The following is a 22,092-nucleotide window of genomic DNA, read 5'->3' on the forward strand; positions in this document are numbered from 1 at the left end:
GAAAAGTTGTCTTAAGAACTACTTAAGGTCTTCTTCATGCATGCTTAAAATAACTGAAGTCCCCACATTCTTTTCACTGGAAATTTGAATTTCAATAGCAAGCAATCCGCATAATTTTTTTACAATTGATAATCCTAATCCTGTACCTTTAATTTCAGGATGGTCAGTAGAATCAGATCTAAAAAAAGAATTATAAATTTTCCCAACATCTTTCGAATCAATTCCAATACCCGAATCGATTATCCTGCATTCAATAGTATTAACATCTTTTGTAATGGTAATAGCTAATTTAGTGTTTTTATTTGAGTATTTTAAAGCATTGGAAATCAAATTGTTAATAATTATTGAAAATAAATAATTATCAGTATTGATATAAAAATCGTGGGAGAAGTCAGTGACAATTTGAATTTCCTTCGCCTGAATTGTATTGGTATATCTAGAAAGTGTATCTAATATAATTCCATTTAAATAAACAGGCTCTATTTGCAAGCCTTGTTTTTGGTTTTCAAAACGAGCTAATAATAACAATTGATCTACTAAATGATTTAAACGGTCTACTTCAGCCACACAAAAATTAATTTTCTCCTCATATTCTTCTGGATTTCTGTGTTTTCTAACAAGAACTTCAAGTGTTCCTTTAATTACTGTTAGTGGCGTACGTAATTCATGGGAAGCATCAGATGTGAATTGCTTTTCTCTTTCAATAGTACTTTCAATTCGATCTAGTAGTTTGTTAATTGTTTTTGAAAGTACATAAAGCTCGTCTTTATTTTGTGGCAACGGAATTCTAGCTGACAAGTTGTCCTTTGTAATGATGTTAGAAGTTTCAATTATAGCACTTATCGGCTTTATACTTCGTCCAGCAATAAAACGAGCAATGGAGAAAAGTACTATTAAAATCAAAGGATAGGCAATAATTAATATTTCAGATAAGTTTTGAATAACTACAGAAGCTCCCTCTAAAGACATGGCTATTAAAATATAACCGACTTTTATATTTTCTGAAATAATGGGAACCTGAATTTGACGTATTTTGTTCCCTAACAATTTGGTATCAAATAGTTCATTATCGTCTACCTCCTTATTGAAATTTAGTGTTTGCTTTTTAAGATTGGGTGACTTCTCAATTAGCTTACCATTTCGATCTAAAAACTGTATAAAAACAGGATTTACATCAACTGTGTTGTGTTCTCTCTCTTTCCATTCATCTTGATGCGTTAGATGAAACGAATCTTTAGAAATATTTATTTCTTTTAAATGGTGTGCTACTTCAATAGAAATATCGCTATTGATGTGACTATAAACACTCAGTCGTACAATAGAAAAAATAACAGCAAATACTACAAATATTAGCAAGGCTGTAGTAATGATATAATTAAAAGCGATTCTATTTTTAAATGAAAATTGTTGCATTATTTACTTATCATTAGCGATATACCCTACTCCTCGCACCGTTTTTATATAATCTTCTTCTATTCTTAAATTCAGTTTTTTGCGAATGGCATTGATAAATACATCAATGACACCCGTGTCATACTCAAAATGAATATCCCACACATCTTCAATAATTTGGTTTCGGGTACACACCTTTCCTTTATTTTTCACGAGATAGCTGAGCAGTTCGAACTCTCGCTGGGTTAATGCAACTTCAGCATCATTAACAGTAACGCTATGTTTACTCAAATCAATCAGAATCGTACCTAAAGATAGGGTTTCTGTCTCCTTTTGATTTCTAAAATGTATTTTTATGCGTTCGACTAATTCCTCAAAACTAAAAGGTTTTTTGATATAATCATTAGCCCCAGCTTTTAAACCTTCAATAGTTTCCTGGATAGTATCTTTGGCAGTTAAAAAAATAATTGGAGTAGTGACATCTTTTATTCTAATGGCTTTACATAATTCAAAGCCACTCATTTTGGGTAACATCCAGTCTAATAAAATAAGATCATAACTATTATTTTGAACCAATTCAAAACCCGTAAGACCGTCTAAAGCTGCTGTTACAGTATAGCCCTCTTCCTCTAAACCTTGTTTGAGAAATTGTACAATACCGGCTTCATCTTCCACTATTAAAATATGCATTTTTGTTTAGTATTATTCGATTTCAAATTTAAATCCTAATGAAGCAATATTTGCTGATAAGCCGTCGCTCCTTTGATAATGATTCAATCGTAAATCTATTGATTTCATACCTAAAATAAAAATTTTGGCTTGGGCAAAAATATCAGTGTAGGTTAAACCAAAACCATATTGGTTACTGTTAAATTGAGACAAATCATAGTCAGAGGTATAAAACTCCTCTGTGGACAAATGCTCTTTGTATCCAGCAAAATAATCGGATGCTGTTTGCGTATAATAACGATATAACGGAGCAATAGTAAACTTAGCATTTAGCTTAATAGGTAATTCGATAGAAGCTGTATGGGCTTGTATCCCCCAATTATCTTGGTAATAACGGTAATAGGTTTTGGCAACCACATATTCATTAATATAGAAATTTACCCTTGCCCCTATAGGAACTTTAAATCGTGTACTTGGTAAATGTTCATTATCGTCGGCCAGATGATAAACCCCTTCATTAGCCGCGGTTCCATAAACAGGAATGTACTGTGGAAGACCAATATAATAGTTAGGTTTATCTGCAAAATAAACTCTTTGGTATGGCGTAGCCAATAGTCCTTCTTGCTTTAGTAAATCCATAAAAATGGACATCTGAATTTTTTTAGTCAAGATTTGTGAGAAGGAAATAGAAGCCGAGTAGGAATTTCTATTCACTTTAGAATATTCTGAAAAAGACGCAGGCAAATAATCCGTTGTTTTATTTCCATCTTGATCCAGAATTGTTACTCCATTTAAATAACCTTGATTTTGAAAATTGGCACCATTTAAAGCATATTCATTTAATTCTGTTGGATAAATAGGTCGCCACTGATCTAAATAAGCATTCGCTTTGAAACTAATTTCGGTGTTTTTTTGATTGAATAATTTAGTAAAACCTCCACCAAAACCAATTGAGGTATAATCGTATTCATTAGAAAAGGAAACATCAGCATTCCAGATTGTGTTGCGATCATCAGAATTATGACTGTAATTTGCTGTTATGGATGCCAACTGATCACTTCCTGAAGCTCCAGAAGAAGCAAACCATGGAGTTCCATAGGGCCCTGCATTTTCTGTAGTTGTTGTTGTACTCTGACCAGAAGCTCCTGAACTTGTAGAAGAAGTGTTTTTATTAGAATTAAACGGATTGATATTACTGGAAGATGCAGATGTATACGCCGACACTCCCACATCAAAAGTCAAAACATCATCAGCATTTAGCGGTACAGCTACCACAATATTAGAAGCAATATCTGTAAGTTTTTCAGATCCTAGCCCGCCCCCTACTGCAGAATGGACACCATCCTGTTTGTAATAGCTCAGTAAAAAGTCAACTTCAGTATTTTCTAAAACCCTTTTTTTAAAAGTGGTAGAGGAATCTTGCTGCTGCGCAAAGGCAGTTACATGTATCAATATAACTACTGCTAATACTATTTTTTTCATTTTCGAAAATTAATTACATCCACAACCACCACCTGTTTTTCCTCCATTGGCACCAGCCGCAGCTTCACGATAAACTTGAAAAGTAGTTTCATATCGCTCAGCAGGTTTTGCCGCTAACTTCATATCGGGATCATTTATGTACAATTTATCGTATTCTTTTACTGCAACGCATGATTGCATTAGAACAAGAATTACTAAAAGAAGCAGTGCTCTAATCATTTTTATACTTTTTTAAATCAATATTTTTTGAAGCTGAAATTTTACCATTATCCTCTACGTATATACAACCAACTCCCGGAAGTTGATTTACTAAATCGAGGCCCACATCTACACCTAGTACAAAAATACCCGTTGCTAAGGCATCAGCTAATTCAGTAGATTTTGCAAAAACGGATACACTAATAATTCCAGAAGCAGGATAACCCGTGCGGGTATCGATAATATGTGAATACCTTTTACCATTAAAAGTGACATATTTTTCATAACTACCTGAGGTTTCTACAGCACTATCTTCTAAGGGAAAAGTAGCAAAAATTTTATCTTTATTTAATGGGTTTTTAATTCCTACTTTCCATTGTTTGCCATCGAGCTGTTTACCCCAAGTATTAATATCTCCTGAGATATTTACAATTCCAGCAGTGACCCCCTCTTTTACTAACATCGCTTTAATTTTGTCAGCAATAAATCCTTGACCTATTCCACCTAAACCTAATTTCATTCCTACATTCTTAAGAAATACGGTGCTATTAGATGCGTCAAGTATTATATTTTGGTACCCTACCCTTGCTACAGAATTTTTTATTTCTTCGGGAGTTGGCATTTGAGTCATGCTGCCATCAAATTTCCATATTTTATCCATTGAAGCATAACTAATATCAAATGCTCCTGAGGTTAACTCAGATATTTTAATAGATCGCTGGACCAAATCAAATACTTCTTTGGGCACCTTTACGGGCTTTATCCCTGCATTTCTATTTACTTCTGATATAGTAGTAGTAGGAATCCAATCAGAAATTAAATGTTCTAATCTGGAGGTTTCGGCTACAGCCATATCAATAAAATGATCTGCTTCAGGAATATCCTTTGCAACTACAGTCATTTCAAATGGACTGCCCAACATGGATAACGTTCTTCTATGAGTTACTTGTGCAGAAGTACCTAATACTGTAAAAAGAAATAGTAACAAAGAGAGTTGTCGCATCACTTATTTACTTTAGAAATGAATTAAGGATTTCAATATATTCGTTAGGGCTTACGTTTTTATAGGTGGTTTTTCCTAATATTGTTCCTTTACTATCTAAAACTACAACTAGTGGAAAGATGCCTTCTTGATTGTATTTTTCTGCTAGTTCTTGATTGTGCTTTTTTAATTCAGCAGTCAGCTCGTTTTGTTTCTTTTTAGGAAAATCTGCTCTTTCTAAGATATAGTTTTTGGCAGCATATTCTTTAAATGTTTCAGATTGCCAAATGTTTGTATCTAGCTTTATGCACGGAGCACACCAATCAGATCCCGAAAAAACGAGTACAATTGGTTTGTTTTGAGCGTTTGCTTCAGTTGTTGCTTGATTGAAATCCGTTTGCCAGTTTTGAGAATATCCTATTGATGCAACAAGCAATAGTAATAAAGCAATTTTATTTTTCATCGAATAAAATTTATAAATTATGTAAAGAACTGTCAGTAAATAAATAAGTGTTTAATACCCAACAAACTTAACTCAAAGCTTGATAACTTATTGTTAAAGCTAATTCTTCTTAAGCGAACATTAAGAATAGATGGCACAGTAAACTAGCTAGTTATCCTTTAAAAAGCATTATTTTTACAAAAAATTAACCTCTATGTCATTTTTAAAAAAACTATCCCCTTTCTATAACTTGATATTTTTCTATGTTATCGTCAGTTTCATTTTAAGAATTGTTTTGCTTTTCCATCCTATTACGCAAGCTTCTTTTTCATTTATCGATTCTTTGAAAATTTTTTCACTCGGTATTGTTTCTGATTTCTTTGTATTCATTTTAGCCAGTGGTTTTTTATGGCTTTATTTGATTTTTATTTCGAATACAAAATACTTAAAACCTTACGGATATATTATTTTCGGACTTTTTGTAGCATTGTTTCTCTACATATATTCAGGAAAATCAATCCTTAATGAGTATGGAGGGGCCTTACCTAAAATTGGTTTAATTTTCGTGGGGATTAAAACCATGCTGTTTGGATTACTGCTTTTTCTCCCAAAATACCGAAACAAAATAAGATTCTGGTTGTTTAGTTTTGTGATGTTCTTATTTGTTGTTTTGATTCTTCAAAATGCGATAAGTGAGTATTTTTTCTGGAATGAATTCGGCGTTAAATACAATTTCATCGCAGTTAACTATTTGGTCTATACCAATGAGGTCATCGGAAATATAATGGAGTCTTATCCCGTAGTTCCTTTATTTACAGGCTTGTTTATTATTGCCGGAATTGTCACTTATTTTATTGTAGGTCGGTCTAAGTTGTATATTGACAGCATTCCTACTTTCGTTGAGAAAGTTAAAATTTCAGGTTTGTACTTCGTATTATTTGGATTTTCACTTCTAGCAATTCCTGCATTGGCAACTAACGAAAATTCGCAAAACATCTTTTCAAATGAGCTGCAAGCAAATGGAATCTATCGTTTTTACCTTGCCTTTATGAATAGCGAATTGGACTATTTTAAGTTTTATAAGACATTACCTGAAAAACAGGCTTACGCCTTGTTAGCAAATCAGATACCGTCATTAACAACTGAATCTACTCTTAGAGAGATTAAAAGTGCAGCAGCCGAAAATCATAAAAATGTGGTTTTAATAACAATCGAAAGTTACAGTGCTGACTTCATGAAACTGTATGGCAGTGATAAAAATCTAACACCTTTTTTAGATCAGTTAGCTTCTGAAAGTTTATTATTTACTAATTTTTATGCTTCTGGAAATAGAACTGTGCGCGGTCTGGAAGCCGTAACCTTGTGTTTACCTCCTACTGCAGGCGAAAGCGTTGTTAAAAGAAAAGACAACAAAGACAAATTCTCAACAGCTCATGTATTTAAGCAAAAGGGATACAATGTCAAATATTTGTATGGAGGGGACGCTTTCTTCGATAATATGGAAGATTTCTTTTCTGGAAATGATTACGATATTGTGGACAAAAAAGCATTCACTGCTGACGAAATTACATTTGATAATATATGGGGTGTTTGTGATGAGGATATGTATAACAAAGCCATCAAAGTAATGAACGAAGAGGCAAAGGAAAACAAACCTTTTTTCAATCATATTATGACAGTGAGTAACCACCGACCTTTTACCTATCCGAACAATAAAATCGATATTCCAGGTGATGCGAAGTCTCGAGATGGTGGTGTAAAATACACTGATTATGCCATGAAGAAATTCTTTGAAATGGCCAAAAAACAACCTTGGTTTGCGAATACTGTTTTTGTTATTTTAGCAGATCACTGTGCTTCCAGTGCCGGTAAAACAGAACTTCCAGTAGATAAATATCGAATTCCAGCTATGATTTATAGCCCAGGTTTCATACAACCACAACACTACACCAAATTGGTATCACAAATTGACATTATGCCAACTGTTTTTGGATTATTGAATTTCAATTACCAAAGCAAGTTCTTTGGACAAGATGTTTTAAAAGAGAACTACAAACCAAGAGCTTTAATCGCTACTTATCAAGATTTAGGGATGATCAAAGACAATATTTTGACTATTATCTCACCTAAACAGCAAGTAAAGCAATATCAATTGACGTTGTTGCCTAAAGAAGGGATTGAAAATGATTTCCAATTGTATTATGATCAAAAGCCTTTGGATAAGGAAAGGCGGGATCTGGTGAATGAAACCATCTCATTTTATCAAACAGCATCAGATATGCTAAAGAAAAAGAAGTATCAAAAAAATTAAGTATTAAAAAAAAGCCTGTGAATAAACTCACAGGCTTTTTTTATATAAAATAAGGTTAGCTTATTCAGCGTCTTTATCACTTGCAATTCCGAAGAGATCTCCTTTTTTGAAAAGCTTGTTGTCTTTCTTTAAGGCTTTGCAATTGCGTTTTGTCAACGCTTGAGCATCTAAATTACTCAAATCTGGTTTTCCTGCATTTACCCAAGCCGTATACCAAAAGCTAGCTGTAGCAGTCACTGCTTTTTTCATTTGGCTTTCTACCATTCCGTTCAAAGCTGTATGGAACTTTCCAGCGTATTCATCTGTATATCTTACACCATTGTACTTGTTTTTAACAATAGCACCCGAAGCATCTGTAACAAAAATTTGATTTGTAGCCAATGATGTTCTTAACCCTTTGTCAGCGGCTAATAATGCAGGAACTAAGCTGTGAGTATCATGAATCATATCCCAAGTAGCTTGATCCACATTCTCATAATAATGTGCCGGAGAAACCGTAAACTTATAATTTTTCACAAACAACTCAGGCAATCTACTTTCCCATAAAGAGTGAATTCCTTTTTGGTCTGTAAGTTGTCCGTCATGATTGTCTGAGGTATGTAATGGCATGTGTGCATCTCCTATATAATGACCAAGTTCTGCAGCAATAAATAGAATTTCTGATTTTCTTTTATCTTTAAAAGCTTGTGTTAGTTTAGCCATCATATCCTGAATATGCCAAGGTAAAGTACCATTTTTAGACAGGAATTTATCATCGTACTTCTTTTTGGCTTCAGCCATAGTCTTTGGAAAACTATCCACAGCACCAAAGTTCTCCATATCAAAATAATGTCTTGGATTCTCTGCTCTATCTTGTAAAATATATTTTCTTAAATCAGGAACTGTTGATTCTTGCGTTATAAAATCAATGTGATTGTAAAAAAACACCTGCATAGGTTTTGGCAATGCCATTACAGCTGCTTTGTTAATTCTTTCATGTCCAACAATTCCCCATGAAAGTGTTAGGAAACCAACTACAATTGCACTAATCAATATTGTAGTGCGTTTCAAGTTACTATTTTTCATTTATATCTATTTTTAAGAACTACAAATGTATTTTTTTTAAACATAACTCAAAGAAATTAATTTTGTGTTTGCTAAAATTTAACAATTTAGATAAATAAAAGAATTCCTATCAAACTAAGAACCGATATGAAGCTCCATAGTACCACGCCCTGCATCAAAGGTTTACAACCTACTGATTTAATAACGTTCAGATTCAAACCTGCTCCTATTAAAAATAATGTCAGGCTAAGACCTATTTTTGCTAAACCCACTATAAACGGAGCTACAAAAGCTGTTTGAGCTACATAAGTGTTTAGCAACATCGCTAGAATAAAAAATCCTATGAAATAGGGAATTTTGATTTTGCTAGCCTTATTTTTAAAGAGACGTGCACTAATTAATGCAATGGGAATAATCCACAAGGCTCTCGCTAATTTTACCGTAGTAGCTATTTGTAGCGCTTCTGGTCCGTATTTGTTAGCAGCGCCAACAACTGAACTCGTATCGTGAATTGCAATAGCGCACCACAGTCCAAATTCTTGTTGACTCATCTCTAACCAATGTCCTAGAACTGGAAATAGGAATAAAGCGACTGAGTTAAGTATAAATATTACCCCTAAAGCTATTGAAGTTTGCTTCTCATCTGTTTTAATAACCGGTGCGATAGCTGCAATAGCACTTCCACCACAAATGGCAGTACCGCAAGAAATTAGATGTCCAATTTTTTTATCTACATTCAGCCATTTCGTTAAAATAGTGCCTAAAATTAAAGTGCTACTTATTGATACAAATGGAAATAGAAAACCTGATCTACCAGCTGAAAAGGCAGCTGTAGCATTCATTCCAAAACCTAAACCAACAACAGCAACTTGCAGTAATATCTGAACTGCTTTGTGATTGTATTTTAAAAATGGATGTCCGGTCACATTAGCAATTAATAATCCCAGTAGTAAAGCAATGGGGGGGCTAACTGTTCCAGATACACATATCGACACTAAGGTTACAAAAATAAAAATTTGTAAGGTGTTGGTTAAGCCAGAATTGGATAACGCTAAAAACTTAATAACTGTTTGTTGTTGTTTCAATGTAAAGTAAGTGAGTGATTACTTTACAAAATTCTCATTATAAAAAGGTTTTAGCTAATTCCAAAAAGCGATCCCTCATAACTTCAAGTTATAATGATTAAATAGGTTTTTTAGAAATAGTTCTGACAGTGCATCAGCCTTGCCGTGTAAACTTATGACATAAAAATTGCGCTCTATAATTAAATTTTTTACATCTAGTATCTGTAATTCTTTATTTTTTAGTTCTTTTTCAATCGCATGTATCGAAATAAAGGCAACACAATTAGAGTTGAGCAGGTATGATTTTATACTCTCTGTACTACCTAATTGCATTTCAGTTTTTAACTGAGCTAATGAAATATTCAGGGATTTTAGACCATATTCGATAACTTCTAATGTTCCCGAACCTTGTTCTCGCATTAAGAACTGCATTGCTAACAAGTCTTCTTTTGTAATTTCGCTTTTAGAAACCAAGTCATGGTTAGACTTACACACCAAAACCAATTCGTCTTTCAAAAACGGGATGTATTTAATGGCTTGATTTTTAGACTGTCCTTCAACAATACCTATTTCGATTTCTTTATCTAATAAGGCTTTTTCAATTTGTTCCGTATTACCATTTCGCAAATTAACTTTGACATCTTGTAGTTTTTGATGAAACTGTGCTAAAATAGTGGGAATAATATATTGAGAAATAGTGGTACTTGCTCCTATTCTCAGCAAACCGCGTTGCTCCTGTATCAGCGCACTCATGTCAAAATCAATGTCGCGGTAAATTTCAAAAATTCGGTTGGAGTGTTGCAGTAATAAAATTCCCGCCTCAGTCAGTACTATTTTATTAGCTTTCCTATCAAATAATTTAATTTTGTACTCTTCTTCTAATTCCTGTATGTGTTTGGAGACGGCGGGCTGCGTTATAAATAGTTCAGCCGCAGCTTTGGTAAAACTCAGTCTGTTGGCAACAGTCAAAAATACTTTTAGTCTAAAATCCATAATTGTATTTTACATTTTTACAGCAATCCGTTGTATTTTCTTATAAACCATTCTGCAGACAGAAAAACAGCTATTAAAACTAATAACCGATACCATTCAATTAAAGGGGAACGAGAAACATTTGTTTTTTGAACTGCTTTGTAACTTTCGTCTTTTAATAACGAATCTATTAATTGATCAACTTGATCTGGAAAAAATAAAGTTCCACTCGTTTGATTAGCTACTCTTAGGAGTTTTGCAACATCAGGATTAATAAATTGCTTTTCTATATCAAAATCTAGGATTTCAAACTGGTTACTGTATGCAGTTTTTGAATTGAGCTCCCTCACAGTAAAGCTGTAATGCCCTGCTGCCAGACCATCCAAATTAACTTTGTAATCATTAGTACTTTTCAGAAAATCGTAATTTTTGGTTTGCTTAGTTTTTGTATTAGTGACAGTAATAGTCAAACGTGCATTTTCATCAAACTCATAATTTTTATTAAAATACTGTGCCGAAAAGGCAATAGCTTCCCCGGAATTATAAAATTGTTCATGAGTAACCACTAAAGACTTTTTTGTAGTACTGCTTGCTAAAAATTGAATTGTTTTATTAATAAATAAGTCAAATTTCTCAAATGAATCTGTTGAGGCGTGACTTTGCACACGCCATTTCCAGAGGTTTTCACCCAATAAAAAAGCACTTCTACTTCTTTGATTTTCAGCAAAAGCTAATAATGGTGCATTGGTTTCCATATTCCGTATTTTTGAAGAAAGCAATACTGATACATTAGCTCTTGTTGTCACTTTACCGTATTTATTTTCTAAAGGAGGAAAATTTTCAAAATCGATATCTTCAGTAGCAAACAAATTAAACTGTTTATTAAATAAAGCGGTATAGTCTTCATTTTGACCACTCATTTTAAAATCTAAATTGTCTTGTTGTACATTCAAAAATGAAAAATCAGTGTGCGTTCCAGTAATAATAAATGTATTAACACCAGCCTGTTTATTAAGATCAAATACCTTTTTAAATAAAGTATTCGGCTGATATAATATCAGTATTGTATATTTCTTTAAATCACTAATATTGTTAGGATTAAGAACAGTTATTTTACGCTGTGCGTTAGATTCAATAGCGCGTTTTAAAGCGCCTATATCAGGATGATTCAGCGTTGTAATTATAGCAACTTCACTTTTTTGATCCATTACTTCTACGACAAAATTCTTCTCGTTATTAAACGTATTTTGTTCTTTTTCCTCACTATTTATCTTTACCGTATACAGCTGTGATCCAATTTGATCCGCTGGTAGTACTACTTTCACAACAGCGTTTCTCTTGCTTGGTGAAAATGTAATTTGCTGGCTATTCAAAATTGTTTTAGCCTGTGAAATTGTAAAATTTGCCGAAAGTGTTTTATTGCCAGAATATTCTAAAAATACTTCTACGGGAAATTTATTCCTGTAAAAAGCATATTTATTAGCATTGATCTGATTGACTTTCAAATCAAGAACTTTAGTAGTATCTCCTAAAACTATTGGGAATATTTTATTAGACGCATCAAAACTATATTCAAAATCATTTCCGGTAGTTTGGTTCCCATCTGTAATAAGAATAGTTGGAAAAGTAAGTCTCCTATTAATATCTTTTAGATTTTTGGCAACCAAATCCAGATTAGTTTGCTTACCCTTAAAATCAAATTTATCCGATACTAAAAAGTCACTATCCACTTGATAGGATTGTATATCAAATTTTTCTTGCAATTGGCTATTCGAAATCAACTTATTATATACTTCCAAAGCTTTTTTATCCCCTTTTAGCGTGGTGATGGAGCTTGAATTATCTACAACAACAGGCAAAACTGGTCTTGTAATTACTATAGTATTTGTTGAAATCACTGGGTTTATTAGCAATAATAAAATGCCAAACACAGCTAGAAAACGCAAAAAAGCCAAAAACAAATTCAATTTAGATTTGTTTTTGGCTTGGTAGTAATATTGAAAAAAAGACAAACCACCTGCTATTAATAAAGAAAGAACAATTAATAGCATGGTGTTTGTTGTCATTTATTTATGATTAAATATTTAAAATTAAAAAAATTGTTCAAAAATCTTTCTATAATTGAATTATTTAATCTTTCAATTAAATACTAAGTAAGCATTCCTCCGTCTACATTTAAAACCTGACCGGTGATATAAGCACTCATGTCTGAAGCTAAAAACAAACAAGCATTAGCCACATCTTCTGTAGTTCCACCGCGTTTCAACGGAATGCCGTCTCTCCACCCTTGTACTACATCATCATTCAATTTAGCAGTCATTTCAGTCTCAATAAATCCAGGTGCAATAGCATTGCAACGAATATTACGAGAACCTAACTCTAATGCTACAGATTTTGTAAAACCTATTACACCTGCTTTAGAAGCCGCATAATTTGTCTGACCAGCGTTTCCTTTGACACCTACAACACTGCTCATGTTAATGATTGATCCTGCACGTTGCTTCAAGAAAGTTCTCTGAATTGCTTTAGTCATGTTAAAAACCGACTTCAAGTTGACATCAATTACTTTGTCAAAATCTTCTTCAGACATACGCATTAACAAGTTGTCTTTCGTTATACCAGCATTGTTTATTAAGACGTCAACAGTACCAAACTCAGCAATTACAGCATCAACCATAGCTTGCGCTTCATTAAAGTCAGCTGCATTAGATTGGTATCCTTTTGCTTTAACTCCTAAAGCATTTAATTCATTTTCTAACGCCTGTGCCGATTCTACAGATGAACTGTATGTAAAAGCAACATTTGCTCCATGTTTTGCAAAAACTTCTGCAATTCCTTTTCCTATTCCGCGACTTGCTCCAGTAATAATGGCAACTTTTCCTTCTAGTAATTTCATGATATAAAATTAGTTTGTTTTTTTATTTGTACTTATCCTGTTAATTTTCAGGAGCTATTCCTGCTATTCGCTACAATCTTTTATAAACGCCATGGCTATTATAAAAGGATTTTCACTACTATCAGGGCTATCTTACACTTGTCAAATATATAATAATTCCTTTTTTAAAAAAAATACAAACCTCATTAACCTATAAGTAGGGCTAAAGTTTATATTTTAAAAAATTTATTAACCCATCTATCCCAGTGAGAGCTGTAAATGGCTAACAATGTAAAAGCAAATAAAAACAAGTGATACCAAGCGTTTCCAATCAAATCAAAGAAGTCTAATTTTCCATTCGCAAAACTCAAAATCAATAAAACCTGTGCTCCATACGGTAAAATTCCCTGCACAATGCAAGAGAATATATCTAAGATAGCGGCAGTCTTTTTAGGACTTAAATTATACTCATCATTAATTTCTTTAGCGATAGGACCAGTAATAACAATCGATACCGTGTTATTGGCTATAGCCAGATTTGCAAAACCCACCAAAGCGCCAATTCCAGCTTCTGCCGATTTTTTACTTTTAATGCGCCTTTTAATTTGATGCAGCAAATAATTGATACCACCAGCTTTTTCTACTAATGCAGCTAAACCACCTGTTAGCATTGACAATAAAAAGATTTCAGTCATACTGGTAAAGCCTTCATAAATCTTTTGGGTAAATTCCATTATTGTAAATGAACCTCCTATATATCCTATAATTCCAGCTAAAAGAGTTCCTATAATTAAAGTCGAAAAAACATTCACTCCTACTAAAGCCAATATAATAACCAATATGTACGGTATGATGGCCATCCAAACAAAACTTGTTTTAGGTATTGCTACTGTAATAATTTCTGAATTTAAACCCAAGTAAAAAAACAATATCACAGTTAAAACTGCTGCAGGAAAAGCAATAAACAAGTTAATTTTAAATTTGTCCTTCAATTCACAACCAAGCGACTGTGTGGCAGCAATAGTTGTATCAGAGATCATTGATAGGTTGTCTCCAAACATGGATCCACCTAGCAAAGCACCCGCAATTAAAGGTAATGACGCACCACTCTTGTCTGCCAAAGTCACAGCAATTGGACCTATAGCCACTATAGCCCCTACCGAAGTCCCTGTAGCAGTAGATAAAAATGCAGCTATTAAGAAAATCCCCAATGGAAAATAAGCTACATCAATATTATTAATACCTAAACTCACCACAGCATCTACACCTCCCATGGCTTTGCTCACAACAGCAAAGGCACCCGCTAAGAGGTAAATTAAGCACATTGTCATGATTTTGCTTTCACCACAACCGGCAATCAGCGTGCTCACTTTGTCATCCGTAGATGATTTGTATAATATAAAAGCAGAGATGATACCAATCAAGACGGCGACTGGTGAGGGAAATGCATAGAAGTCATTCAAAATAATTCCAGCTCCTAAAAATGTAAAAATAAAAACAAATAACGGAATCAATGCAAACGGATTACCGGTTTTCTTTGAAAAAGTGGTCATAAAAATAATTTAAAAATTAATTATCATGACGAAAAACAAAAGCTAAAAATGGGAATGTAAAACAACATTTTTTCCAAAGGATTGGCTTATCGTTTTAGCACCTTGCTCGTTGTTGCAGGTTGCTATCTCATAATGAGATTCGTGATAACGGCTGCAAAAGTACTTATTATTTTATAAGTTGCACAACAAAAATTAAATTTATCCATAAAAAAAGCCTTACCGAAGTAAAGCTTTTTTTTATTTTAGGGTATTAAGTTGAAAATGGTGATTAAAAAGCCACATTCCATCTTGGTAATCTTCCATTTTCATCTAAGAAGTTTTGTAAAACTTGCCCTTCTACAGCTGTAGGAATTGATTTAGAATCGTCATTGAAGGTTTCGTACCAAACTACTTCTAAAACACTAATATCTTCTTTTGCCATTTGTGCTGGCCAAGAATATTTTCTACCTGTTTTTGCAAATTGGTGTCCTTCAACAATCTTGTCTTTTAATCCCCCATTTTTAATTTTTAAAGTTCCGTCATTTTGAACAGTTCCAGTAGAACCCACCATAATTAACTCTTTATCGTCGGCAACAGCATAAACTAAAAAGACACCACTACCTTCAGTAGCATTACACACTTCTTCTAAACTATCGTCTTTAGTAAATGAAAATTGATTACTAACTGTGAACTTTTCTAATTCTTTGTACATATTATTTCTATTTTTTTTTCAATTGGATAAGGCTACATAAAACTTCGATTCACTATTGGTCGATTATTTATGAAACCATTTTATTTATAAGTATTAAAAAACATACTTTTTTTAATAAAGTGCAAATGTATTTCTTTAATTCTGTTTTATAATAAAAAAGCCCCACAAATGTGAGGCTAATTGTATTATAAGTTAAAAACAGAACACTATCCTAAAACTTCTTTTACTTTTTTACCAATTTCAGCTGGAGAATCTACTACGTGGATACCACATTCTCTCATGATTTGTTTTTTAGCTTCAGCTGTATCGTCAGATCCACCAACAATAGCACCAGCATGTCCCATTGTACGACCTGCTGGAGCGGTAACTCCTGCAATAAATCCTACAACTGGTTTGCGGTTACCATCAGCTTTAATCCAATGTGCTGCATCTGCTTCTAATTGACCACCTATTTCACCTATCATAACGATACATTCTGTCTCTGGGTCATTCATTAATAATTCAACAGCTTCTTTTGTTGTAGTTCCAATAATTGGATCTCCACCAATACCAATAGCAGTTGTGATACCTAAACCTTGTTTTACAACTTGGTCAGCAGCCTCATAAGTTAATGTTCCTGATTTAGAAACAATACCTACTGTTCCTTTTTTGAAAACAAAACCTGGCATGATACCAACTTTAGCTTCACCTGGAGTGATGATACCAGGACAGTTAGGTCCTATTAATCTAGCATTTCTTTCTTTTACATAGCTGTTTGCTTTGATCATGTCAGCAACTGGAATTCCTTCAGTAATAGCAATAATTACTTTAATTCCTGCATCAGCAGCTTCCATAATTGCATCAGCAGCAAAAGCAGGTGGTACAAAGATAATAGTTGTGTCAGCACCAGCTTGGTCTACAGCGTCTTTCACAGTATTAAAAACTGGACGATCTAAATGAGTCGATCCACCTTTTCCTGGAGTTACACCACCAACAACATTGGTTCCGTACTCAATCATTTGAGAAGCGTGGAAAGTTCCTTCACTTCCTGTAAATCCTTGAACAATTATTTTGGAATCTTTATTAACTAAAACACTCATGATATATATTTTATGTGATTTTTAAAAATTGTGATGCAAAAGTAAGGTTTTGTAAATTATTTTGAGCCGTTTTCTTATCAAAATATGTTACGATAATTGACTCATTTGATACCCTCGGTATAATTTATTGTCTTTTATTTGCCAAATTGCTATAAAATGTGCCAATAACATCTCTTCTCTTGGATTTTCAATTGTTTTTACAAAATGAGAATAACGGACAGTAATCATATCATCTTCAGAGATAATATGACTAATTCTAACCTTAGAACGAACATACGCTTTACTTAATTCATTTGACAAATCCAGTAAGGCATCATAATTCATTTGTATAAATCCTTTACTGCTATTCCAATCCAGCATGACTTCGTCATGCAAAAAATCTTTCATTACTTCACTATTGATCAGCGCGTCAGATTTGTAAAAACTCTGGATAATTTCTTTTGCAGACATACTATTTTAATTTGATTAGAATTTCGGGAATTTTTTTAATATTAGCTAATTGCTTTAACTTTTCTCTGGATTCTTCGATTGGGGTTCCAAAATATGATTTACCACCCTCTACAGATTTAGTTACTCCTGTTTGCCCCATAATAACCGCTTTGGCTCCAATAGTGATACCACTAGTAGTTCCTACTTGGCCCCAGATGGTAACTTCATCTTCAATTACAACACAACCAGCAATTCCTGTTTGAGAAGCAATTAGACATTTTTTTCCTATTACAGTATCATGACCTACATGAACCTGATTATCAATCTTTGTTCCTTCTCCAATGGTGGTGTCACCAGTAACCCCTTTATCAATTGTGCATAAAGCACCAATACCAACATTGTCTTTGATAACCACTCTACCACCAGAAAGTAACTGATCAAAACCAGATTCTCTTTTTTTGTAGTAAAATGCATCAGCACCTAAAACCGTTCCAGCATGTATGATGACATTATCACCTATCACCGTATGATCATAGATAGCAACATTAGCATGAATTAAACAGTTCTTACCTATTGTAACATGGTTTCCTATAAAAGCATTAGGTTGAATAACCGTCCCCTCTCCTATCGTAGCTGTACTCGCAATAGAAACATTCGAAAACTGGAAAGGTTTAAAATGATGGGTTAATTTGTTGAAATCCCTAAAAGGATCATCTGAAATTAACAAGGCTTTTCCTTCAGGACAATCTACTTTCTTATTAATTAAAATAATAGTTGCTGCTGATTGCAAAGCTTTATCATAATATTTGGGATGATCTACAAAAACGATATCTCCTTGTTCTACGACATGAATTTCATTCATACCTGAAACAGGGAAATCAACAGCACCAACATATTCACAGGAGATGATGCTGGCAATATCATGTAAGGAGTAAATTTTAGGAAATTTCATAACGTCAATTACTCTTTAACACGCTCCATGTAGTTCCCAGATGCTGTATCTATTTTAATTTTATCTCCTTCATTGATAAATAAAGGTACATTTACAGTAGCCCCAGTTTCAACAGTAGCTGATTTTGTAGCATTTGTAGCTGTATTTCCTTTAATTCCTGGCTCAGCATAAGTCACTTCTAAAATAACAGAAGATGGCATATCAACTGATAATGGCAAATCAGTTTCAGTATTAATACTCACCATTACACTTTCTCCTTCTTTTAATAAATCTGGAGAATCTAAGATGTTTTTATTTAAAGATATTTGTTCGAATGTCTCTGTATTCATAAAATGAAATTCATCCCCTTCTGGATATAAATACTGAAATTTATGATTCTCAACTCTTACTTCTTCGATCTTATGACCAGCAGAAAAAGTATTGTCCAATACTTTACCATTACTTAGACTTCTTAGTTTAGTTCTCACAAAAGCTGGTCCCTTTCCTGGTTTCACATGAAGGAATTCAATGATTTTATAAATATCATTATTGTATTTAATACACAATCCGTTTTTAATATCTGATGTAGATGCCATTTTGTTCTTTTTTTGATTCGTTTTTATTTTGATTTGTTTACTTCACTGAAATTCAATTCTCAGTAATAAACAACTACCCTTCTTTATTAGTAATTTCCAGTGTATCCTTTCATTACTCCTCGTGATGAATTTCGAATAAAATCCAAAATTTCGTCACGTTCTGGAGTTGCTTCCATTTCTGCTTCAATAATACCTATTGCTTGAGTGGTATTATAATTTTTTTGGTACAAAATTCTGTAAATATCTTGAATTTCTTTAATCTTCTCTGTTGTAAATCCTCGTCTTCTTAAACCAACAGAATTGATTCCCACGTAAGATAAAGGTTCTTTAGCTGCCTTAGTAAATGGTGGAACATCCTTTCTTACTAAAGATCCACCTGAAATCATTGCATGATCACCAATATGGATAAACTGATGAATTGCTGCTAAACCTCCAATAACTGCATATTTACCTACAGTTACATGTCCTGCTAAAGCGACACCATTTACAATAATAGCATTATCACCAATATGGCAATCATGGGCTATGTGAGCTGTTGCCATAACTAAACAATTGTTTCCCAACGTCGTTTGACCTGATGCAATTGTCCCTCTATTTATAGTTACACATTCTCTAATGGTACAATTGTCACCAATTATTGCCAAAGATTCTTCTCCACCAAATTTTAAATCCTGTGGAACTGCAGAGATCACTGCTCCTGGAAATATATTACAATTTTTTCCAATTCTTGCACCTTCCATAATCGTAACATTAGAACCAATCCAAGTTCCATCTCCAATAACAACGTTATTATGGATAGTGGTAAAAGGCTCTATAACTACATTTTTGGCGATTTTGGCGCCAGGATGAACATATGCTAATGGTTGATTCATCTGCTTTTTTTTATTATTTTTATATTCAGAATAAAAGCCGCAAAATAATTATTCTGAGGCTTTTACTATAATTGTATCTTTATTGCTTCTTTGCAATTTGCGCCATTAATTCCGCTTCTGCAACTAACTTACCGTTAGCGTACGCATTGGCCTGCATATGACAAATCCCTCTCCTAATTGGAGTAATTAAATCACATTTAAATATCAAAGTATCCCCAGGCAGTACTTTATGCTTGAATTTTACATTGTCTATTTTCATGAAATAAGTCAGGTAATTTTCTGGATCTGGAACCGTACTCAAAACAAGTATCCCTCCTGTTTGTGCCATCGCTTCAACAATCAGAACTCCTGGCATAACTGGTGCTTCTGGAAAATGCCCTACAAAGAAATTCTCATTCATTGTTACATTTTTCATCCCCACAACATGTGTCTCAGACATTTCAATAATTCTGTCAATCAATAAAAATGGAGGTCTGTGAGGAAGCACAGCCATGATTTTATGAATATCCATCAACGGTTCTTGGTTCAAGTCAAAAACAGGAACATAATTACGTTGTTCAATTTTAATAATTTTAGCCATTTTCTTAGCAAACTGTGTGTTTACAAAATGACCTGGTTTGTTAGCAATAACTTTACCTTGAATTTTAGTACCTATTAAAGCTAAATCACCTACTACATCAAGTAGCTTATGTCTTGCAGCCTCATTTGGGTAATGTAAAGTTAAATTATCTAATATTCCGTTAGGTTTAACATTGATAGTGTCTTTTCCAAAAGCTACTTTTAAATTCTCCATTGTAGATTCAGAAATTTCTTTATCTACATAAACAATAGCGTTATTTAAATCACCTCCTTTAATCAAACCATTTTCTAACAATGACTCTAATTCGTGTAAAAAACTAAAAGTTCTTGAAGCTGCGATTTCAGTTTTGAAATCAGCAATGTTCTTCATATTAGCATTTTGAGTACCTAAAATTTTAGTACCGAAATCGACCATTGTTGTAACACAATAATTGTCACTAGGCATGATTAAGATTTCACTTCCTGATGCTTCATCAGTGAATGAAATTACTTCTTTAACTACATAAACATTGCGCTTTGCGTTTTGTTCTTCAATACCTGCTTTTTCAAGTGCTTCTACAAAATATTTAGAAGAACCGTCCATTATCGGTAGTTCAGATGCATTTAATTCTATAATAACGTTGTCTAAATCACAACCTACAAGGGCTGCTAAGACATGCTCTGGAGTTTGAATTTTAACGCCTAATTTTTCTAAGTTTGTTCCTCTTTGAGTATTCACCACATAATTGGCATCCGCTTCAACAATAGGCTGTCCCTCTAAATCTACTCTTACAAAAGTAAAACCATTATTAATTGGAGCAGGTTTAAAAGTCATTTTAACTTCTTTACCAGTATGCAATCCAACTCCTGTTAGTGAGATTTCTGTATTGATGGTCTTCTGTTTAACCATTGTTTCCATTTTTTTGGTTTAATATTTCTTTTTTTAACTCTTCTATTTCAGCGACAATTTTAGGTAAGTTTTTAAAATGAACGTATGATTTGCTAAAATCATTGTATCCAAATGCAGGACTTCCCTGTAATACCTCATTGTCTTTTATATTTCTTCCTACTCCTGCTTGAGCCTGAATACGCACATTATCCCCAATGGTTAAATGTCCTACAATTCCCACCTGACCACCAATCATACAATTTTTACCAATTTTAGTCGAACCAGCAATTCCTGTTTGTGCAGCAATCACTGTGTTTTCACCTATTTCAACATTATGGGCAACTTGAATTTGATTGTCCAGTTTTACTCCTTTTCGAATAATCGTAGCACCCATAGTAGCTCTATCGATTGTCGTGCAGGAACCTATATCTACGTTATCTTCAATTATCACATTCCCTATTTGAGGAATTTTCTTAAATGTTCCATCAGGATTTGGTGCAAAACCAAAACCATCTGCACCTATAATTGCTCCAGAATGAATGGTACAATTAGTACCAATTAGAGTTTCTGAATATATTTTGGCACCAGCAAAAATAGTGACATTATCTCCAATGACAACATTATCTCCTATAAAACAATTAGGATAAATTTTTACATTATTCCCAATAACTGCGTTAGCCCCGATATAACTAAAGCTTCCAAGATATAAATTTTTACCGTATTTTGCATTTTCTGCAATTACAGAAGGTTGCTCAATACCACTTTTACTCCCTTTGGCTTGGTCATAAAATTCCAATAGCTTAGAAAATGCAATATAAGCATCTTCTACCTTTATTAATGTTGTTTTTAAATCTGATTCTGGAGTAAAGCTTTTATTTACAATAGTAATTGTAGCCTCTGTTGTATAAATGTAATTATTGTATTTTGGATTTGATAAGAAAGTCAATGAACCGTCTTTTCCTTCTTCAATCTTAGCTAACTCGTGCACTTCAGCATTGGGATTACCAACTACTTCACCTTCCAAGATCCCCGCTATTTGTTCTGCTGTAAATTTCATTCCGAC

The 22,092-nt window shown here is 33.4% G+C and carries 21 protein-coding genes and 1 riboswitch; of the genes, 1 reads left to right on the top strand and 20 read right to left on the bottom strand.

The genetic code is table 11. From position 1 onward, the window contains the following. Positions 1-18 precede the first annotated feature (18 nt). Genes ACEN2K_RS09900 through ACEN2K_RS09925 form a run of 6 tightly spaced genes read right to left on the bottom strand, consistent with a single transcriptional unit; the run spans position 19 to position 5,186 of the window. Positions 19-1,413 (bottom strand): sensor histidine kinase, encoded by a 1,395-nt coding sequence (locus tag ACEN2K_RS09900; protein ID WP_441759171.1) that lies wholly within the window; start codon positions 1,411-1,413, stop codon positions 19-21. Between the two features lie 3 nt (positions 1,414-1,416). Further along, complete coding sequence (locus tag ACEN2K_RS09905) at positions 1,417-2,082, bottom strand: response regulator transcription factor (protein WP_441759172.1); 666 nt, start codon at positions 2,080-2,082, stop codon at positions 1,417-1,419. A gap of 12 nt (positions 2,083-2,094) precedes the next feature. Next, complete coding sequence (locus ACEN2K_RS09910; RefSeq protein WP_441759173.1) at positions 2,095-3,543, bottom strand: DUF3570 domain-containing protein; 1,449 nt, start codon at positions 3,541-3,543, stop codon at positions 2,095-2,097. 9 nt (positions 3,544-3,552) lie between these two features. Beyond that, the gene (locus tag ACEN2K_RS09915) at positions 3,553-3,762 is read right to left on the bottom strand and encodes a DUF4266 domain-containing protein (RefSeq protein ID WP_441759174.1); all 210 of its coding nucleotides are present in this window, start codon (positions 3,760-3,762) and stop codon (positions 3,553-3,555) included. After that, positions 3,755-4,744, bottom strand: coding sequence for an FAD:protein FMN transferase (locus tag ACEN2K_RS09920; RefSeq protein ID WP_441759175.1), 990 nt, complete (start codon positions 4,742-4,744; stop codon positions 3,755-3,757). The genes ACEN2K_RS09915 and ACEN2K_RS09920 overlap by 8 nt, the downstream gene beginning before the upstream one ends. Before the next feature lie 7 nt (positions 4,745-4,751). Beyond that, positions 4,752-5,186 carry a thioredoxin family protein gene (locus ACEN2K_RS09925; protein WP_441759176.1) on the bottom strand — a complete coding sequence of 145 codons (435 nt, stop codon included), beginning with the start codon at positions 5,184-5,186 and terminating at the stop codon, positions 4,752-4,754. A gap of 193 nt (positions 5,187-5,379) precedes the next feature. On the opposite strand from ACEN2K_RS09925, the gene ACEN2K_RS09930 reads away from it, so the two are divergent. After that, entirely contained in the window at positions 5,380-7,476 is a 2,097-nt protein-coding gene (locus ACEN2K_RS09930; protein ID WP_441759177.1) for an LTA synthase family protein, read from the top strand. A 60-nt stretch (positions 7,477-7,536) separates the two neighbouring features. Here the strand turns inward: ACEN2K_RS09930 and ACEN2K_RS09935 are convergent, their stop codons facing one another. The 14 genes from ACEN2K_RS09935 to lpxD form a co-directional block, all read right to left on the bottom strand. Then, positions 7,537-8,541: a zinc dependent phospholipase C family protein gene (locus ACEN2K_RS09935; protein ID WP_441759178.1), complete on the bottom strand. Its 1,005-nt coding sequence runs from the start codon at positions 8,539-8,541 to the stop codon at positions 7,537-7,539. Positions 8,542-8,627: 86 nt separating this feature from the next. Continuing rightward, positions 8,628-9,605, bottom strand: coding sequence for a YeiH family protein (locus tag ACEN2K_RS09940; RefSeq protein WP_441759179.1), 978 nt, complete (start codon positions 9,603-9,605; stop codon positions 8,628-8,630). Between the two features lie 75 nt (positions 9,606-9,680). Further along, positions 9,681-10,577, bottom strand: a complete 897-nt coding sequence (locus ACEN2K_RS09945; RefSeq protein ID WP_441759180.1) for a LysR substrate-binding domain-containing protein — start codon at positions 10,575-10,577, stop codon at positions 9,681-9,683. 17 nt (positions 10,578-10,594) lie between these two features. Then, positions 10,595-12,622 carry a hypothetical protein gene (locus tag ACEN2K_RS09950; RefSeq protein WP_441759181.1) on the bottom strand — a complete coding sequence of 676 codons (2,028 nt, stop codon included), beginning with the start codon at positions 12,620-12,622 and terminating at the stop codon, positions 10,595-10,597. A gap of 83 nt (positions 12,623-12,705) precedes the next feature. Further along, complete coding sequence (gene fabG, locus ACEN2K_RS09955; protein ID WP_441759182.1) at positions 12,706-13,452, bottom strand: 3-oxoacyl-[acyl-carrier-protein] reductase; 747 nt, start codon at positions 13,450-13,452, stop codon at positions 12,706-12,708. Between the two features lie 209 nt (positions 13,453-13,661). Further along, complete coding sequence (locus ACEN2K_RS09960) at positions 13,662-14,984, bottom strand: Na+/H+ antiporter NhaC family protein (RefSeq protein ID WP_441759183.1); 1,323 nt, start codon at positions 14,982-14,984, stop codon at positions 13,662-13,664. Between the two features lie 57 nt (positions 14,985-15,041). Next, positions 15,042-15,137: riboswitch (SAM-I-IV-variant riboswitch) on the bottom strand. A 115-nt stretch (positions 15,138-15,252) separates the two neighbouring features. Further along, a complete protein-coding gene (locus ACEN2K_RS09965) occupies positions 15,253-15,675 on the bottom strand; it encodes a hypothetical protein (protein ID WP_441759184.1) in 423 nt (140 codons plus the stop codon). Positions 15,676-15,881: 206 nt separating this feature from the next. Continuing rightward, positions 15,882-16,754, bottom strand: coding sequence for a succinate--CoA ligase subunit alpha (sucD, locus tag ACEN2K_RS09970; protein ID WP_441759185.1), 873 nt, complete (start codon positions 16,752-16,754; stop codon positions 15,882-15,884). A gap of 87 nt (positions 16,755-16,841) precedes the next feature. Continuing rightward, entirely contained in the window at positions 16,842-17,204 is a 363-nt protein-coding gene (locus ACEN2K_RS09975) for a nuclear transport factor 2 family protein (protein WP_441759186.1), read from the bottom strand. 1 nt (position 17,205) lies between these two features. Further along, entirely contained in the window at positions 17,206-18,135 is a 930-nt protein-coding gene (locus ACEN2K_RS09980; RefSeq protein ID WP_441759187.1) for a UDP-3-O-(3-hydroxymyristoyl)glucosamine N-acyltransferase, read from the bottom strand. Between the two features lie 8 nt (positions 18,136-18,143). Further along, the gene (gene efp, locus ACEN2K_RS09985; RefSeq protein WP_441759188.1) at positions 18,144-18,710 is read right to left on the bottom strand and encodes an elongation factor P; all 567 of its coding nucleotides are present in this window, start codon (positions 18,708-18,710) and stop codon (positions 18,144-18,146) included. Between the two features lie 86 nt (positions 18,711-18,796). Further along, positions 18,797-19,582: an acyl-ACP--UDP-N-acetylglucosamine O-acyltransferase gene (gene lpxA, locus ACEN2K_RS09990; RefSeq protein ID WP_441759189.1), complete on the bottom strand. Its 786-nt coding sequence runs from the start codon at positions 19,580-19,582 to the stop codon at positions 18,797-18,799. Between the two features lie 79 nt (positions 19,583-19,661). Further along, positions 19,662-21,050, bottom strand: coding sequence for a bifunctional UDP-3-O-[3-hydroxymyristoyl] N-acetylglucosamine deacetylase/3-hydroxyacyl-ACP dehydratase (locus tag ACEN2K_RS09995; RefSeq protein WP_441759232.1), 1,389 nt, complete (start codon positions 21,048-21,050; stop codon positions 19,662-19,664). Then, positions 21,043-22,086 carry a UDP-3-O-(3-hydroxymyristoyl)glucosamine N-acyltransferase gene (gene lpxD / locus ACEN2K_RS10000; protein ID WP_441759190.1) on the bottom strand — a complete coding sequence of 348 codons (1,044 nt, stop codon included), beginning with the start codon at positions 22,084-22,086 and terminating at the stop codon, positions 21,043-21,045. The genes ACEN2K_RS09995 and lpxD overlap by 8 nt, the downstream gene beginning before the upstream one ends. Between the last annotated feature and the right edge of the window lie 6 nt (positions 22,087-22,092).

Origin of the sequence: Flavobacterium sp. W21_SRS_FM3 (assembly GCF_052113625.1) — a bacterium.
GTDB lineage: Bacteria > Bacteroidota > Bacteroidia > Flavobacteriales > Flavobacteriaceae > Flavobacterium.

Coding starts and splice junctions, on each gene's coding strand:
- ACEN2K_RS09925 (WP_441759176.1), bottom strand. CDS start 5,186: ATGAAAAATAAAATTGCTTTATTACTATTGCTTGTTGCATCAATAGGA.
- ACEN2K_RS09945 (WP_441759180.1), bottom strand. CDS start 10,577: ATGGATTTTAGACTAAAAGTATTTTTGACTGTTGCCAACAGACTGAGT.
- ACEN2K_RS09975 (WP_441759186.1), bottom strand. CDS start 17,204: ATGTCTGCAAAAGAAATTATCCAGAGTTTTTACAAATCTGACGCGCTG.
- lpxD (WP_441759190.1), bottom strand. CDS start 22,086: ATGAAATTTACAGCAGAACAAATAGCGGGGATCTTGGAAGGTGAAGTA.
- ACEN2K_RS09900 (WP_441759171.1), bottom strand. CDS start 1,413: ATGCAACAATTTTCATTTAAAAATAGAATCGCTTTTAATTATATCATT.
- ACEN2K_RS09915 (WP_441759174.1), bottom strand. CDS start 3,762: ATGATTAGAGCACTGCTTCTTTTAGTAATTCTTGTTCTAATGCAATCA.
- fabG (WP_441759182.1), bottom strand. CDS start 13,452: ATGAAATTACTAGAAGGAAAAGTTGCCATTATTACTGGAGCAAGTCGC.
- ACEN2K_RS09965 (WP_441759184.1), bottom strand. CDS start 15,675: ATGTACAAAGAATTAGAAAAGTTCACAGTTAGTAATCAATTTTCATTT.
- ACEN2K_RS09980 (WP_441759187.1), bottom strand. CDS start 18,135: ATGAAATTTCCTAAAATTTACTCCTTACATGATATTGCCAGCATCATC.
- lpxA (WP_441759189.1), bottom strand. CDS start 19,582: ATGAATCAACCATTAGCATATGTTCATCCTGGCGCCAAAATCGCCAAA.
- ACEN2K_RS09995 (WP_441759232.1), bottom strand. CDS start 21,050: ATGGTTAAACAGAAGACCATCAATACAGAAATCTCACTAACAGGAGTT.
- ACEN2K_RS09960 (WP_441759183.1), bottom strand. CDS start 14,984: ATGACCACTTTTTCAAAGAAAACCGGTAATCCGTTTGCATTGATTCCG.
- ACEN2K_RS09905 (WP_441759172.1), bottom strand. CDS start 2,082: ATGCATATTTTAATAGTGGAAGATGAAGCCGGTATTGTACAATTTCTC.
- efp (WP_441759188.1), bottom strand. CDS start 18,710: ATGGCATCTACATCAGATATTAAAAACGGATTGTGTATTAAATACAAT.
- ACEN2K_RS09950 (WP_441759181.1), bottom strand. CDS start 12,622: ATGACAACAAACACCATGCTATTAATTGTTCTTTCTTTATTAATAGCA.
- ACEN2K_RS09930 (WP_441759177.1), top strand. CDS start 5,380: ATGTCATTTTTAAAAAAACTATCCCCTTTCTATAACTTGATATTTTTC.
- sucD (WP_441759185.1), bottom strand. CDS start 16,754: ATGAGTGTTTTAGTTAATAAAGATTCCAAAATAATTGTTCAAGGATTT.
- ACEN2K_RS09910 (WP_441759173.1), bottom strand. CDS start 3,543: ATGAAAAAAATAGTATTAGCAGTAGTTATATTGATACATGTAACTGCC.
- ACEN2K_RS09935 (WP_441759178.1), bottom strand. CDS start 8,541: ATGAAAAATAGTAACTTGAAACGCACTACAATATTGATTAGTGCAATT.
- ACEN2K_RS09920 (WP_441759175.1), bottom strand. CDS start 4,744: ATGCGACAACTCTCTTTGTTACTATTTCTTTTTACAGTATTAGGTACT.